This is a genomic window from Stenotrophomonas sp. 89682_Sma, assembly GCF_056481405.1.
Map to the genome: position 1 here is coordinate 3032654 of NZ_CM151147.1, position 14778 is coordinate 3047431.

The window sequence follows — 14778 nt, forward strand, 5'->3', positions numbered from 1 at the left end:
CCCCAGGCGCTACACTGGCAGCCCCGTTGCAGCCTGTTGCCCGACCATGTCCGACCTGCTCAGCCGCACCCACGCCATTGCCCTGGACGCCGCCGATCCGCTGCGTCCGATGCGTAACGAATTCCTGATTCCGCGCCATGGCGGCGGCGAGCAGACCTACTTCGTCGGCAACTCGCTGGGCCTGCAGCCGCGTGGCGCTCAGGCTGCGGTGCAGGAAGTGATGAAGCAGTGGGGCGAGCTGGCGGTGGAAGGCCACTTCACCGGCCCTACCCAGTGGCTGTCCTACCACCGCCTGGTGAGTGCGCAGCTGGCCCGCGTGGTCGGCGCACTGCCCAGCGAAGTGGTGGCGATGAACACGCTGAGCGTGAACCTGCACCTGATGATGGTCAGCTTCTACCGGCCGACCGCGCAGCGCCCGGTGATCCTGATGGAAGCCGGTGCGTTCCCGACCGACCGCCACGCGGTGGAAGCGCAGATCCGTTTCCATGGGTTCGACCCCGCCGAGTGCCTGGTGGAAGTGCAACCGGACGAAGCCAACGGAACGATCTCGCTCACCGCGATCGAGCGCGCCATCGCCGAACACGGTCCGCGCCTTGCACTGGTGCTGTGGCCCGGCGTGCAGTACCGCACCGGCCAGGCCTTCGACCTCGATGCAATCACCCGTGCTGCCCGCCTGCAGGGCGCGCGCATCGGCTTCGACCTGGCGCACTCGGTCGGCAACCTGCCGCTGCGCCTGCATGACGTCGCACCCGATTTCGCCGTGTGGTGCCACTACAAATACCTCAACAGCGGCCCGGGTGCGGTGGCCGGCGCGTTCGTGCACGAGCGCCATCACCGCGACACCACGCTGCCGCGCTTTGCCGGCTGGTGGGGCCATGAGGAAGCCACCCGCTTCCAGATGGCACCGCAGTTCACCCCCGCCATCGGTGCCGAAGGCTGGCAGCTCAGCAATCCGCCGATCCTCGGCCTGGCGCCGCTGCGCGCGTCGCTGGACCTGTTCGAGCGCGCCGGCATGGAGGCACTGCGCAACAAGTCGCTGGCGTTGACCGGCATGCTCGAAGCGCTTGTACGTGCACGCCTTTCCGGCGTGCTCGACATCATCACCCCGGCCGAGCCACAGCGCCGTGGCTGCCAGCTGTCATTGCGCGTGATCGGTGGCCGCGAGCGCGGCCGTGCGCTGTTCGAGCACCTGCGCGGCATCGGCGTGCTCGGCGACTGGCGCGAGCCGGACGTGATCCGCATCTCGCCCACCCCGCTCTACAACCGCTATCTGGACGTGCACCACTTCGTCGAGGAAGTGGAAGCCTGGGCCGGCCTCTGAGCCGGTCCCTCCCCAACTGCTGGACAGTTCGTTGATCGCACATGCTTCCCGCTCGTTGAGCATTATCGGTGCCGGCCTCGCCGGGTCGCTGCTGGCCATCCTGCTGTCACGCCAGGGCTGGCGCATCACCCTGTACGAACGCCGTGGCGATCCACGCGTGGCCGACTACGAGAGCGGCCGCTCGATCAACCTGGCGCTGGCCGAGCGTGGGCGCAATGCGCTGCGCCAGGCCGGTGTGGAAGACGAGGTCATGGCGCGCGCCGTGATGATGCGCGGACGCATGGTGCATCCGCGCGAAGGCGAACCGCAGCTGCAGCGCTATGGCCGCGACGACAGCGAAGTGATCTGGTCGATCCATCGCAGCGACCTCAACACCACGCTGCTGGAACTGGCCGAACAGGCTGGCGCGACCGTACACTTCCACCGCCGCCTGCACACCGTCGATTTCGATGCCGGCTACGCACGCTTCATTGATGACCGCGACGACAGCCCGCACGACATCCGCTTTGACACCCTGATCGGCGCCGATGGTGCAGGCTCGGCGCTGCGCGCGGCGATGAACCGGCGGGCGCCGCTAGGTGAGGACATCGCGTTCCTCGATCACTCCTACAAGGAGCTGGAAATTCCGCCGGCCGACGATGGCAGCTTCCGCATCGAGCGCAACGCGCTGCATATCTGGCCGCGCGGCCATTACATGTGCATCGCCCTGCCCAATCACGAAGGCACCTTCACCGTCACTTTGTTCCTGCCCAACCAGGGCGATCCCAGCTTCGCCACGATCAATACCGGCGCGCAGGCCGAGGCGCTGTTCGCGCGCGAGTTCGCCGACACCCTGCCGCTGATCCCGAACCTGCGCGCAGACTGGGAACAGCACCCGCCGGGCCTGCTTGGCACGCTGACGCTCGATCGCTGGCACCAGCAGGGCCGTGCCGTGCTGATCGGCGACGCCGCGCATGCGATGGTGCCGTTCCACGGCCAGGGCATGAACTGCGCGTTCGAGGATTGCGTGGCATTGGCCCGCCACCTGATGGAAGCGGACGACCTGGAAGGCGCATTCGTCGCATTCGAGGCCGAGCGCAAGCCGAACGCACGCGCGATCCAGCAGATGGCACTGGAGAACTACCTGGAAATGCGCGACCGCGTGGCCGATCCCGCCTTCCTGCTGCAGCGTGAGCTGGAACAGGAACTTCAGCGGCGCTGGCCGACCCGGTTCGTACCGCATTACACGATGGTCACCTTCCTGCACACGCCGTACGCGGAGGCCCTGCGCCGCACCGAGCTTCAGCGCGACATGCTGGTGGCGGCCACGGCCGGCCACGATTCACTGGACAACATCGACTGGGCCGCACTGGAAGCGCAGATCCATGCGCAGCTGCCGGTCCTGGAGGGCGCGCACTGATGGCTGACAGCTTCCTGTTCTACGACCTGGAAACCTTCGGCCAGGACCCGCGGCGCACGCGCATCTCGCAGTTCGCCGCCATCCGCACCGACGCCGATCTCAACGAAATCGACACCCCGGTCAGCTTCTTCGTGCGCCCGGCCGATGACCTGCTGCCCTCGCCGATGGCCACCCTGGTTACCGGCATCACCCCGCAGCAGGCACTGGCCGAGGGCATCAGCGAGGCCGAGGCCTTCGACCGCATCAACGAGCAGCTGTCGCGCCCCGGCACCTGCGCGCTGGGCTACAACACGCTGCGCTTCGACGATGAGTTCGTCCGCTACGGGCTGTTCCGCAACTTCCACGACCCGTACGAACGCGAGTGGCGCAACGGCAATTCGCGCTGGGACCTGCTGGACATGCTGCGGCTGATGCGCGCGATGCGCCCGGACGGCATCCAGTGGCCGCTGCGCGAGGATGGCGCCACCTCGTTCAAGCTTGAGCACCTGGCCGAGGCCAACCACGTGCGCGAAGGCGATGCACACGAAGCACTGTCCGACGTGCGCGCCACCATCGGCATGGCGCGGCTGTTCAAGCAGTCGCAACCACGCCTGTGGGACTACGCCCTGAAGCTGCGCGACAAGCGCTTCGTCGGCGGCCTGCTGGACGTGGCCGCGATGAAGCCGGTGCTGCACATTTCCATGCGCTACCCGGCCAGCCGCCTGTGCGCGGCACCGGTGCTGCCGTTGGCCGTGCACCCGACCATCAACAACCGGGTGATCGTGTTCGACCTGGAAGGCGAGATCGACGACCTGCTGGAACTGCCGGCCGAGGTGATCGCACAGCGCCTGTACATGCGCGCCAGCGAGCTGCCCGAAGGCGTGGCACGGGTACCGCTGAAGGAAGTGCATCTGAACAAGGTGCCGGCGCTGATCGCCTGGAACCACCTGCGCGCCGATGACCACGCGCGCCTCGGCCTGGATGTGGCTGCGATCGAAGCCAAGGTGGAACGCCTGCGCGCGTTCGCCCCGCAGCTGGCCGAGAAGGCCCGGCAGGTCTACAACCAGCCCCGCGCCGCCACCGTGGCCGACGTCGATGCCTCGCTGTACGACGGCTTCCTCGGCAACGGTGACAAGCCGCTGCTTGCGCTTGCACGCACCACTGCGCCCGAGCAGCTGGCCGCGCTGGAAGGTCGCTTCCGCGACCCGCGCCTGCCGGAGCTGCTGTTCCGCTACCGCGCGCGCAATCATCCCGACAGCCTCGCGCCGCCTGAACGCCAGCGCTGGCAGGATTACCGCCGCCAGCGCCTGCTCGGAGACGGCGGCCTGGGCGAACTCAACCTGCCCCAGTACCAGCAGCAGCTGGATGCACTGGCCGCCGAAGCGCCCGATGACACCCGGCGCCAGGCCCTGCTGCAATCGCTGCGCGACTGGGGCCAGCACCTGCAGGAGACGCTGTGAGCACTTATTTCTCGGACGCCAGCTTCAAGTTCCTGCGCAGCCTTGCGCGGCACAACGACAAGGCCTGGTTCAACGATCACCGCCAGCAGTACGAAGACCACGTGCGGCAGCCGTTCCTGCGCCTGCTGGGCGACCTGCAGCCGGCGCTGGCCGAGGTCAGCGAGCACTTCCGCGCCGATACCCGTGGCGTCGGTGGCTCGCTGTTCCGCATCCATCGTGACGCGCGTTTTTCCAACGACAAGTCGCCGTACAAGACCTGGCAGGGTGCACGCCTGTTCCATGAGCGCCGCCGCGAAGTGGCCGCGCCCTCGTTCTACGTGCACCTGCAGCCGGGCGAGAGCTTCGTCGGCGCCGGCCTGTGGCATCCGGAACCGGAAACCCAGCGCCGCGTACGCCACTTCATCCTCGACAATCCGGGCAGCTGGAAGGCCGCCGCGCATGCACCGGCCCTGCGCAAACGCTTCGATTTCGAGGAGAGCGAAAAGCTGGTGCGGCCCCCGCGTGGCTTCCCGGCCGACTTCGAGTTCATCGACGACCTCAAGCACCGCAACTGGGTGATGTGGCGCTCGCTGGACGATGCCACCATGACCGGCCCACGCCTGCTGTCCACGCTGGGCAAGGACCTGGCTGGGCTCGGCCCGTTCGTTGACTACCTGTGCGCGGCGCTGGACCTGGAGTTCTGAGCCGCATCACCTGCCGTTCACCACTGGCTGCCTCACTTGCGGCAGTCTGGACAGCATGAAGAAGCTCACTGCACTGGCTGTGCTGCTGGTCCTGGCCTTGGCTGCGTGGTGGTTCGGCGGCCCGTACATGGCCGTGCACGGCCTGTCCAAGGCCATCGAAGAACGCGACACGGCGCGACTGGAACGCTATGTCGATTTCCCTCGCGTGCGCAGCAGCCTGCGCGCCCAGCTCAACGACTATCTGGTACGCCAGGCCGGCCCGGATGTAGCGGCCAGCCCGTTCGGCGCCCTGCTGTACGGCCTCGGCGACCAGATCGGCGGTGCAGCGGTGGAGACCATGGTGACCCCGACCGGCATCGGCGCAATGCTGCAGGGCCACGTGCTGTGGAAGCGCGGCCGCAATGAACTGCAGGGCGGCGATGCCTTCGGCGCGACCGAACCGGCGCGCCCTTTGAAGAACGCCGAGCATCACTTTGAAGCGCTGGACCGCTTCGTGATCGACGTCGATCGCGGCCCCGGCCAGCCGCCATTGAAGGTGGTGCTGGAACCGCAGGGCCTGCGCTGGAAGGTGGTCGATCTGCAGTTGGGGATGTCGGCCACCCCGTGAGCGTGTCGGTAGAGTCGACTGTTAGTCGACTGCTCTTCAGCCCCCCCCAAAAAATTACGCGCTGGCGCGCCAGTCGACTAACAGTCGACTCTACCCCGCCGGATTTCCCCGTTGGATCAACCCTCGTTGGCGACGCCATGCGGCACGTGGCCGGCGGCCACGTGTTCGCGCGCACTGTCGATGTTGTGCTGCGAATCGTCAAAGAAGATGTCGGCTCCGAAGGCCTGCAGGAAGGGGCCCTTGTGGCGCCCACCAAGGAACAGCGCTTCGTCCAGGCGCACGCCCCATTCGCGCAGGGTGCGGATCACCCGCTCGTGCGCCGGCGCCGAGCGCGCGGTCACCAATGCGGTGCGGATCGGCGCGCTTTCGCCGGCCGGGAATACTTCCTGCAGTGTATGCAGGGCCGACAGGAAGCCGCGGAACGGCCCGCCACTGAGCGGCTCGCGGGCGCGTTCGCGCTCGTGCCGGCCAAACGCCTCCACGCCCTGCTCGCGCGAGATGCGCTCGCTCTCGTCACCGAAGATCACCGCGTCACCGTCGAAGGCGATGCGCAGCTGCCCGGCCGGGCGGCCGGTATCGATCTGGTCGGCCGCGGCGGCTGCAGTCTCGCCAGGCGGCTTGGGCAGGATGGTGGCCGCGGCAATGCCATGGCGCAGCGCGCTGCGCACCGATTCCGGGTTGGCCGACAGGAACAGGTCGGTGCCGAACGGCTTCACGTACGGCCAGGTCGGTTCACCGGCAGTGAACGTGGCGCGGATGATGCCCAGGCCGTAGTGCTGGATCGAATTGAAGATGCGCAGGCCGGTATCGGCCGAGTTGCGCGACAGCAGGATGACCTCGACCCGCGGGTTCTCCGGGCTGGCGCCCTGGTTCAGCGCCAGCAGCTTGCGTACCACCGGGAAGGCCACGCCAGGGCCGAGGATGTCGTCCTCGTGCTGGCGCTGGAATTCGGCGTACGCCGCCACGCCATCGCTCTCGAACAGCGCGTGGCTTTCCTCGAGGTCGAACAGGGCGCGCGAGGTCACCGCGACAGTCAGCAAACGGGGGGAGTTGTCGCCCATCGGTGGGGGTCCTTCAAGCGGTCGGCACGGCCGGCCGCCCATTGTCCTCAAAAAACGAACTGTTCGCTCAGGATCCGGTCTTCCAGGTTGTGCTCCGGGTCGAACAGCAGGGTCACGCGGCGGTCCTTCGACTCGCGGATGGTCACCTCGACCACATCGCGGGTCTCGTGCGAATCGGCGGTCACGCTGACCGGGCGCTTGTACGGATCGAGAACCCGGAAGCGCACCTCGGTATCGGCCTTCAGGATCGCGCCGCGCCAGCGCCGCGGCCGGTACGGGGCCAACGGCGTCAGCGCGATGGTGTGCGAGCCCAGCGGCAGCACCGGGCCATGCGCGGAATAGTTGTAGGCGGTGCTGCCGGCCGGGGTGGCCACCAGCACGCCGTCACCGATCAGTTCGGCCACGCGCTCCTGGCCGTTCAGGTCGATGCCGATATGCGCGGCCTGCCGGGTCTGGCGCAGCAACGAAACATCGTTGTAGGCCAGCGAACCGGTACTGGTGCCGGACTCGGTCAGCGCCACCATTTCCAGCGGGCGCAGATGGGCCGGCTCGGCGCGGGCGATGCGGGCATGCACGTCTTCGTCGCCACGGTACTGGTTCATCAGGAAACCGACCGTGCCCAGCTTCATGCCGAACACCGGCTTGCCCAGGTGCCCATGCCGGTGCAGGGTCTGCAGCATGAAGCCATCACCGCCCAGCGGGCACAGCACGTCGGCCTGCTCGGGCACGAAGTCGCCATAGCGCGAGACCATGGCCGCCCGGGCCATCTGCGCGGGCTCGGTGCTGCTGGCCAGGAAAGCGATGCGGGGGGTGTCGCTCATCGGTGGATCCGGGGGGAAGGCATGAGGGAGAGCATAACCGAGCGCCGGGGGTTGGACCCCGTTGGGCGGATGACCGGCCCGTCCGCCGGGACACGCCGTAAACCCATCCATGGGGGCTCGGTCGCGCCATCCATGGCGCTCACGGTCCCGGCGGACGGGCCGGTCATCCACCTGACAGGTTGCCGGCCGGCGTCGGGTCAGTGATCGCAGAAAAAGAAAGCAAAAACAGAACGGCCCCGCTTTCGCGGGGCCGTTCCGGTTCACGCATGCCAGGCGTGGCCCGGCACTACATCACTTACGCGCCGTGTGCCGCCAGCTGGCCCAGGCGCTGCACCGCGACCGAGACGGTCGGGTAGTCCAGGGTCTTCTGCTCGGCCAGTTCGGCCAGCATCGCCAGGGTGAAGCGCAGGCTGTTGTCGTCACGACCCATCCAGGCTGCGACCTTGGCCTCCGCGCTGCTGCCCTTGGTGCCCAGCACCTGGCCGGCCAGGTTGCGGTGGTTGGCCGCCAGTTCGTCACGCAGCACGCCACGTGCCACGGCATGCCAACGACCGTTGACCTCCAGCGCGTCGACCTGCTCGAACAGCCACGGCAGCTGCAGGGCATCGCCCAGGCGGAAGTGGACCTTGGACACGTCCACCGGCTTCAGCTTGCGGGTGCGAGCCAGTTCGATGATGTCGAACGCCGGCTCCAGGAAGTGCAGTTCGGCCAGCTGCTGCGCCAGCGCGGACGGCAGGCCCTTTTCCTTCCACTCGGCCACCAGGGCTTCATAGGTCGGACGCTGCGAATCCGGCAGCACACCCGAGGCGACGCGGATGTCGTTGAACGGACCCTGGTAGCGGTTGACCGCTTCGGTGATGCCCGGCATCGCACCCGGACGCGACAGCAGCCAGCGCACGAACGAACGCTGCAGCTTCCAGATAACTTCCAGTGCATCGATCTGCACCGACTCCGGCACCTTGCCGTCGAGCGCATCGATCTGCGCCCACAGCGCGCGTGCATCCAGCGTTTCGCGGCTGATGGTGTAGGCCTTGGCGACCTCGGCGATGGAACGGCCGGTGTCTTCCTGCATGCGCATCAGGAAGGTGGCGCCCATGCGGTTGATGGTCTGGTTGGTCACGGCCGTGGCGATGATTTCGCGCTTCAGGCGGTGACGCTCCATCGCGTCGGCGTACTTCTTCTGCAGCGGGGTCGGGAAGTAGCGCTGCAGTTCCTTGGACAGGTACGGATCTTCCGGGATGTCCGAATCCAGCAGCTGGGCAAACGCCACCAGCTTGGAGTAGGACAGCAACACCGACAGTTCCGGACGGGTCAGGCCCTGGCCGCGTGCCTTGCGCTGCGACAGCTCGGCGTCGGACGGCAGGAACTCGATCTGGCGATCGAGCAGACCCTGCTGTTCCAGGGTGCGGATGAAGTGCTGCTTGGAACCCAGGCGCTTGACCGCCATCCGCTCCATCAGGCTAAGCGCCTGGTTCTGGCGGTAGTTGTCGTTGAGCACCAGCTCGGCGACTTCATCGGTCATCGAGGCCAGCAGCTTGTTGCGCTGCTCGACGGTCAGCTTCTTGGCCCGCACCACATCGTTGAGCAGGATCTTGATGTTGACTTCGTGGTCGGAGGTGTCCACACCGGCCGAGTTGTCGATGAAGTCGGTGTTGAGCAGCACGCCGGCCTGGGCGGCTTCGATGCGGCCCAGCTGGGTCATGCCCAGGTTGCCGCCCTCGCCCACCACCTTGCAGCGCAGCTCGCCACCGTTCACGCGCAGGGCGTTGTTGGCGCGGTCGCCGACATCGCTGTGCTGCTCGCTGGCGGCCTTCACGTAGGTACCGATGCCGCCGTTCCACAGCAGGTCGACCGGTGCCTTCAGGATCGCGCTCATCAGATCGTTCGGCGACAGCGCCTTGACGTTGTCGTCCAGGCCCAGCGCTTCACGCACCTGCGGGGTGATCTCGATCGACTTCAGGCTGCGCGGGTACACGCCGCCGCCCTTGCTGATCAGCTTGGCATCGTAGTCCGCCCAGCTCGAACGCGGCACGGTGAACAGGCGCTCACGTTCAACGAACGTGGTGGCCGCATCCGGGTTCGGGTCCAGGAAGATGTGGCGGTGGTCGAAGGCTGCGACCAGGCGGATGTGGCGCGACAGCAGCATGCCGTTTCCGAACACGTCGCCGGACATGTCGCCGACGCCGACCGCAGTGAAGTCCTGGGTCTGGCTGTCACGGCCCAGCGCACGGAAGTGGCGCTTGACCGATTCCCACGCACCGCGCGCGGTGATGCCCATGCCCTTGTGGTCGTAACCGACCGAACCACCGGAGGCGAACGCATCGCCCATCCAGAAGCCGTGCGCGATGGCCAGGCCGTTGGCGATGTCGGAGAAGGTCGCGGTGCCCTTGTCGGCCGCCACCACCAGGTACGGATCGTCCATGTCGTGGCGCACGACATCCACCGGCGGCACGATCTTGTTGTTGACGATGTTGTCGGTGATGTCCAGCAGGCCCTGGATGAACAGCTTGTAGCAGGCCACGCCGTTGGCGAAGATCGCATCGCGGTCGCCGTTCACCGGCGGGGTCTTGGCGAAGAAGCCGCCCTTCGCGCCGACCGGCACGATCACGGTGTTCTTGACCATCTGTGCCTTGACCAGGCCCAGCACTTCGGTACGGAAGTCTTCACGACGATCCGACCAGCGCAGGCCGCCACGGGCCACGGCACCGAAGCGCAGGTGGGTACCTTCCACGCGCGGGCCGTAGACGAAGATCTCGCGGTACGGGCGCGGCTTCGGCAGGTCCGGCACCAGCGCCGAATCAAACTTGAAGCTGATGACATGGCCGTGCTGGCCGTTGGCATCGGTCTGGTAGTAGCTGGTACGCAGGGTCGCGTCGATCACGCCCATGAACGAGCGCAGGATGCGGTCCTCGTCCAGGCTGGACACGCGGTCCATCAGCTTCAGCAGCGCATCGCGCGCGGCCTGCATCTGCGCGTCGCGGTCACCCTTGCGGGCGTCGACCACGGTCTTGAGCACCTTCAGGGTGGCGTCGTCGCCGGCAGCCAGCACATCGAAGTGGGCCTTCAGCTGGGCCTGGCCGGCGGTGATGTCGTCCTTGCTCTCGTGGCCGGTAGCCGGATCGAAGCGCGCTTCGAACAGCTCGACCAGCAGTCGGGCCAGCAGCGGGTAGCGCGCGAAGGTGCCTTCCACGTAGGCCTGCGAGAACGGTACGCCGGTCTGCAGCAGGTACTTGCAGTAGCCACGCAGCATGGCGACCTGGCGCCAGTGCAGGCCGGCAGCCAGTACCAGGCGGTTGAAGCCGTCGTTCTCGGCATCGCCGTGCCAGACGCGGGCGAAGGTCTCGCCGAAGGCTTCATCGACGCTGGCGGCATCGATCGCACCGGCGGTCGATTCGACCTCGAAGTCCTGCACATACACCGGCGCGTTGTCGACCGACAGGCGGTACGGACGCTCGGCGATCACGCGCAGGCCCATGTTTTCCATCATCGGCAGCGCATCCGAGAGCGGAATATCGTCCAGCTGGCGGTACAACTTCAGGCGCAGGCCATCACCGCTTTCGCGCGGCACGGCCTGCAGGCTCAGGCGCAGGTCGTCCGGGCCGGTCAGCGCGTCGAGCTGGCTGACATCGTTGGCGGCAACGGCGGTGCTGTTGTCTTCGATGTAACCAGCCGGCAGGGCCTTGCCGATGCGGGCAGCAATGCGCAGGCCTTCGGTCTCGCCGTGGCGGGACACCAGCGCTTCGCGCAGGTCGTCCTGCCAGTTGCGCAGCACCTGAGCCAGCTTCTGCTCCAGTTCGGCGGTATCGACGTCGAGCATTTCACCCGGCTTCGGGCGCACGATCAGGTGCACCTGGGCCAGCGGCGATTCGCCCAGCACCACCGAGCTGTCCACGTACTCACCGTGCAGCGCGTCCTTCAGCATCGCCTCGATGCGCAGGCGCACGTCGGTGTTGAAGCGCTCGCGCGGCAGGTAGACCAGCGCGGAAATGAAACGGCTGTACTTGTCGCGGCGCAGGAACAGGCGGCTGCGCACGCGTTCCTGCAGACCCAGCACGCCCATCGCGGTGCGGAACAGTTCGTCCTCGCTGGACTGGAACAGTTCTTCGCGCGGCAGGGTTTCCAGGATGTGGCGAAGGGCCTTGCCGCTGTGGCTGGCCGGAGCCAGGCCCGACTGCTTCATCACGTGCTCGTGGCGCTGGCGCACCAGCGGGATCTCCCACGGGCGACGGTTGTAGGCGCTGGAGGTGAACAGGCCAAGGAAGCGCTGCTCGCCGATGATCTTGCCCTTGGCGTCGAATTCCAGCACGCCGATGTAGTCCATGTAGCCGGCGCGGTGCACGCGCGAACGGGCATTGGTCTTGGTCAGGATCAGCGCGTCCTTCAGGCCGGACGTGGCGTTCAGGCCCTGCGCGGCCAGGGTCTTGACCGGACGGGCGGCGGACTTGTCCTTGCCGCGCATCAGGCCCAGGCCGGTGTCGTTCAGCGGCGCCAGTACGTCTTCCTTGCCCTGCTTCTCGACGCGGTACTCGCGGTAGCCGAAGAAAGTGAAGTGGTTGTCGGCGGCCCAGCGCAGGAACTCCTGTGCTTCCTTGCGCGATGCGTCGTCGACCGGCAGCTGGCGCTTGCCCAGGTCGTCGGCCAGCGCCAGTGCCTTGTCCTTCATCGGCTGCCAGTCGCGCACGATCGCGCGCACTTCGTCCAGCGCCTTGTTGATGGCCTGTTCGATGGCGGCCATGGCTTCGGCCGGCTGGCGGTCGATCTCCAGCAGCATCACCGACTCGGCATCACCCTCGCCGACCTTGACCAGCTTGCCGGCCTTGTCGCGGGTGAAGCGCAGCACCGGGTGGCCCAGCACGTGGACGCCCACACCCTGCTCGGCCAGCGACATGGTGACCGTATCGACGAGGAACGGCATGTCATCGTTGACGATCTGCAGCACGGTGTGCGGCGATTCCCAACCGTTGGCCTTCGCGCTCGGATTGAACACGCGGACGTTGGCCTTGCCGGCCTTGCGGGCACGCGCGAATTCCAGCGTCTCAGCCGCGAGAGCGGCCCACTCTTCAGCGCTGTGGTGCGGGAACTCGTCCGACTCCATGCGCTTGTAGAAGTCAGTGGCAAAGGCCACTGCTTCGGCCTGTGCGGCCGCGGGGTAGCGCTTGCGCAAGGCCGTGTACACCGGCTCCAGGGAGAAACCAGCGGTCACTGCGACCTCCGACTCTGCTGGTTTCGTCTTGTTCTTCACGGTCTTGGCTGCGGTTTTTTGCGGTTTCATGGCAGAGCGATGCGCTTGCTCAGTTGGGAAAATGAAATTGTAGCCCTACCGCGCGAAAAGGCCTTGCTGCAGGACGGAATAAGCAGATTCGGGTTTGCTGCGGTTTAAACGCCTATTCAGTTCGCACCGGTATGGTGCTGGCGCCTGTTTCAGCACTGCCGACAGGATCGGCAAAACGTGTTACCGGAAGACACACGCGGCGACGCCGATGCGATTCCACAATCCTGAACTGGACGGTATAGTCCACCGCGTGAACCCGGCCTACCTCCCCGTTGCCCTCGATGCACGCGATGAGCGTGTGTTCGACGCCGTACGCGAACTGCTGGCCCAGCAGGGCATGCAGATGAGCATGGAGGCGGTGGCCCAGCACGCCGGCTGCTCCAAGCAGACCCTGTACTCGCGCTACGGCAGCAAGCAGGGACTGCTGCGCCGGGTGATGCAGCGCCACGTCGGCCACGCTACCGGCGCCATGGTTCGTGCACTCCGCACTGACGACCTGCGTGCCAGCCTGCTCCAGTTCGCCACCGACTTCCTGGAGCACTTCAACCAACCGCACGTGGGCCAGGCCTGCCGGCTGATCGCCGCCGACGCGGCCCAGTTTCCCGAAGAGGCGCGTACGCTGTACCGGCATGGGGCCGGCGCGCTGACGCTTCATCTTGCTGAATGGATTGAAACCGTTTGCATGCGTGGCCAGCTCCGGCATGACGACCCGCACTTCATGGCCGAACTGCTGCTGAGCATGATCGCCGGTCAGGATTTCGACAAACAGCGTTTCCATACCCCCCATCGTGATGACGCGCGGCTGCGTCGGCGCTGGGCAGAGTTCTCCGTCGACAGCTTCCTGCGCGCCTTCGCGCCTCAGCCGTCGCCGGCCCCGTCTTCAAACCAACCCCGGAGTTCCTCCTGATGACCGCCCCACTCCGCACCCTTGCCTTGACGTGCGCCGTTGCTGTCGCGCTGGCTGCCTGCAAGAAGCCGGAACAGCAGACGCCCCCGCCGCCGGAGGTGGGCGTGATCGACGCCAAGCCGCAGACCCTGCCGCTGCAGCGCGAGCTGGTCGGTCGCCTGTCGCCGTTCCGCAGCGCCGACGTGCGTGCGCGCGTGCCGGGCGTGCTGCTCAAGCGCGTCTACCAGGAAGGCTCGCAGGTCAAGCAGGGCCAGACCCTGTTCCTGATCGACCCGGCGCCGCTGCGCGCCTCGCTCAACGCCTCCGAGGCACAGCTGGCCTCGGCCCGCGCGACCTACGCCAACGCCAAGGTAGCCGCCGATCGTGCACGTTCGCTGGCGCCGCAGCAGTTCGTCTCCAAGTCCGACCTGGACAACGCTGAATCGGCAGAACGTACCGCGCTGGCGGCGGTCAAGCAGGCCGAAGCAGCGGTGACTTCCTCGCGCATCAGCCTGGGCTACACCGAAGTAACCGCACCGATCAGCGGCGTGGCCAACAAGCAGCAGGTCACCGAAGGCGCGCTGGTCGGCCAGGGCGATGTGACCCTGCTGACCACCGTCGACCAGCTTGACCCGCTGTACGTGAACTTCTCGCTGAGCGTGGACGAGCTGACCCAGCTGCGCGCGCAGCAGGCCAAGGGCGCGCTGGCGCTGTCCGGCGATGGCAAGGCCACGGTCAACGTCAAGCTGGCCGATGGCAGCACCTACAGCGAGCCGGGCACCCTGGACTTCTCCTCGACCACGGTCGACCCGGCCACCGGTGCGGTGTCGCTGCGTGCGTTGCTGCCGAACCCGCAGCAGATCCTGCTGCCGGGCGCCTTCGTCAGCTTCCAGGCCAACCTGGGCGAACGCAACAACGCCTTCCTGGTACCGCAGCAGGCCCTGCTGCGCGACACCACCGGCGGCTACGTGATGGTGGTCGGCGCCGACGGCAAGGTCGCGCGCAAGAACGTGAAGACCGATGGCGCGCAGAACGGCAACTGGCTGGTCAGCGACGGCCTGGCCGCCGGTGACAAGGTGATTGTGGCCGGCGTGCAGAAGGTCAAGGAAGGCGCACCGGCGGTGGCCAAGCCTTGGACCCCGGGCCAGGACGCCAACGGCAAGCCGGCCGCAGGCGGCGCCGCTCCGGCGAGCACTGCACCGGCTGCTGGCAAGGCACCGGCCGACGCGGCCAAGCCCGAGCAGGCCGATGCGGCCAAGCCGGCCGCCACCGATTCGAACAAGCAGTAA

At 67.1% G+C, this 14778-nt stretch carries 10 protein-coding genes; 7 read left to right on the plus strand and 3 right to left on the minus strand.

Translation table 11 applies throughout. The features are described from left to right. Positions 1–46: 46 nt before the first annotated feature. Genes kynU through ACZK29_RS14155 form a run of 5 tightly spaced genes read left to right on the plus strand, consistent with a single transcriptional unit; the run spans position 47 to position 5449 of the window. On the plus strand, positions 47–1321 hold the full coding sequence (gene kynU / locus ACZK29_RS14135; protein ID WP_459047055.1) for a kynureninase: 1275 nt from the start codon (positions 47–49) through the stop codon (positions 1319–1321). Positions 1322–1352: 31 nt separating this feature from the next. Then, the gene (locus tag ACZK29_RS14140; protein ID WP_459047056.1) at positions 1353–2720 is read left to right on the plus strand and encodes an FAD-dependent oxidoreductase; all 1368 of its coding nucleotides are present in this window, start codon (positions 1353–1355) and stop codon (positions 2718–2720) included. Next, a complete protein-coding gene (gene sbcB / locus ACZK29_RS14145; RefSeq protein ID WP_012480766.1) occupies positions 2720–4159 on the plus strand; it encodes an exodeoxyribonuclease I in 1440 nt (479 codons plus the stop codon). The genes ACZK29_RS14140 and sbcB overlap by 1 nt, the downstream gene beginning before the upstream one ends. Further along, the gene (locus ACZK29_RS14150) at positions 4156–4842 is read left to right on the plus strand and encodes a DUF2461 domain-containing protein (protein ID WP_005410240.1); all 687 of its coding nucleotides are present in this window, start codon (positions 4156–4158) and stop codon (positions 4840–4842) included. The genes sbcB and ACZK29_RS14150 overlap by 4 nt, the downstream gene beginning before the upstream one ends. 55 nt (positions 4843–4897) lie before the next feature. Further along, a complete protein-coding gene (locus tag ACZK29_RS14155; RefSeq protein ID WP_111204551.1) occupies positions 4898–5449 on the plus strand; it encodes a DUF2939 domain-containing protein in 552 nt (183 codons plus the stop codon). A gap of 116 nt (positions 5450–5565) precedes the next feature. On the opposite strand, the gene ACZK29_RS14160 is transcribed toward ACZK29_RS14155, so the two are convergent. The 3 genes from ACZK29_RS14160 to ACZK29_RS14170 all read right to left on the minus strand — a co-directional run bounded on the left by ACZK29_RS14160 (position 5566) and on the right by ACZK29_RS14170 (position 12603). Beyond that, positions 5566–6510 carry a 5'-nucleotidase gene (locus tag ACZK29_RS14160; RefSeq protein WP_005410242.1) on the minus strand — a complete coding sequence of 315 codons (945 nt, stop codon included), beginning with the start codon at positions 6508–6510 and terminating at the stop codon, positions 5566–5568. 47 nt (positions 6511–6557) lie between these two features. Continuing rightward, positions 6558–7331, minus strand: a complete 774-nt coding sequence (locus tag ACZK29_RS14165) for an NAD kinase (RefSeq protein WP_106550255.1) — start codon at positions 7329–7331, stop codon at positions 6558–6560. 295 nt (positions 7332–7626) lie between these two features. Continuing rightward, positions 7627–12603, minus strand: coding sequence for an NAD-glutamate dehydrogenase (locus ACZK29_RS14170; protein WP_459047058.1), 4977 nt, complete (start codon positions 12601–12603; stop codon positions 7627–7629). Between the two features lie 250 nt (positions 12604–12853). On the opposite strand from ACZK29_RS14170, the gene ACZK29_RS14175 reads away from it, so the two are divergent. Together ACZK29_RS14175 and ACZK29_RS14180 are read left to right on the plus strand one after the other, a co-directional pair. Beyond that, complete coding sequence (locus tag ACZK29_RS14175) at positions 12854–13510, plus strand: TetR/AcrR family transcriptional regulator (RefSeq protein ID WP_111204553.1); 657 nt, start codon at positions 12854–12856, stop codon at positions 13508–13510. Then, on the plus strand, positions 13510–14778 hold the full coding sequence (locus ACZK29_RS14180) for an efflux RND transporter periplasmic adaptor subunit (protein WP_111204554.1): 1269 nt from the start codon (positions 13510–13512) through the stop codon (positions 14776–14778). The genes ACZK29_RS14175 and ACZK29_RS14180 overlap by 1 nt, the downstream gene beginning before the upstream one ends.

What these genes read in the sequence shown, in the direction of transcription:
- kynU (WP_459047055.1), top strand. Translation starts at nt 47, where the DNA reads ATGTCCGACCTGCTCAGCCGCACCCACGCCATTGCCCTGGACGCCGCC.
- sbcB (WP_012480766.1), top strand. Translation starts at nt 2,720, where the DNA reads ATGGCTGACAGCTTCCTGTTCTACGACCTGGAAACCTTCGGCCAGGAC.
- ACZK29_RS14155 (WP_111204551.1), top strand. Translation starts at nt 4,898, where the DNA reads ATGAAGAAGCTCACTGCACTGGCTGTGCTGCTGGTCCTGGCCTTGGCT.
- ACZK29_RS14160 (WP_005410242.1), bottom strand. Translation starts at nt 6,510, where the DNA reads ATGGGCGACAACTCCCCCCGTTTGCTGACTGTCGCGGTGACCTCGCGC.
- ACZK29_RS14165 (WP_106550255.1), bottom strand. Translation starts at nt 7,331, where the DNA reads ATGAGCGACACCCCCCGCATCGCTTTCCTGGCCAGCAGCACCGAGCCC.
- ACZK29_RS14170 (WP_459047058.1), bottom strand. Translation starts at nt 12,603, where the DNA reads ATGAAACCGCAAAAAACCGCAGCCAAGACCGTGAAGAACAAGACGAAA.
- ACZK29_RS14180 (WP_111204554.1), top strand. Translation starts at nt 13,510, where the DNA reads ATGACCGCCCCACTCCGCACCCTTGCCTTGACGTGCGCCGTTGCTGTC.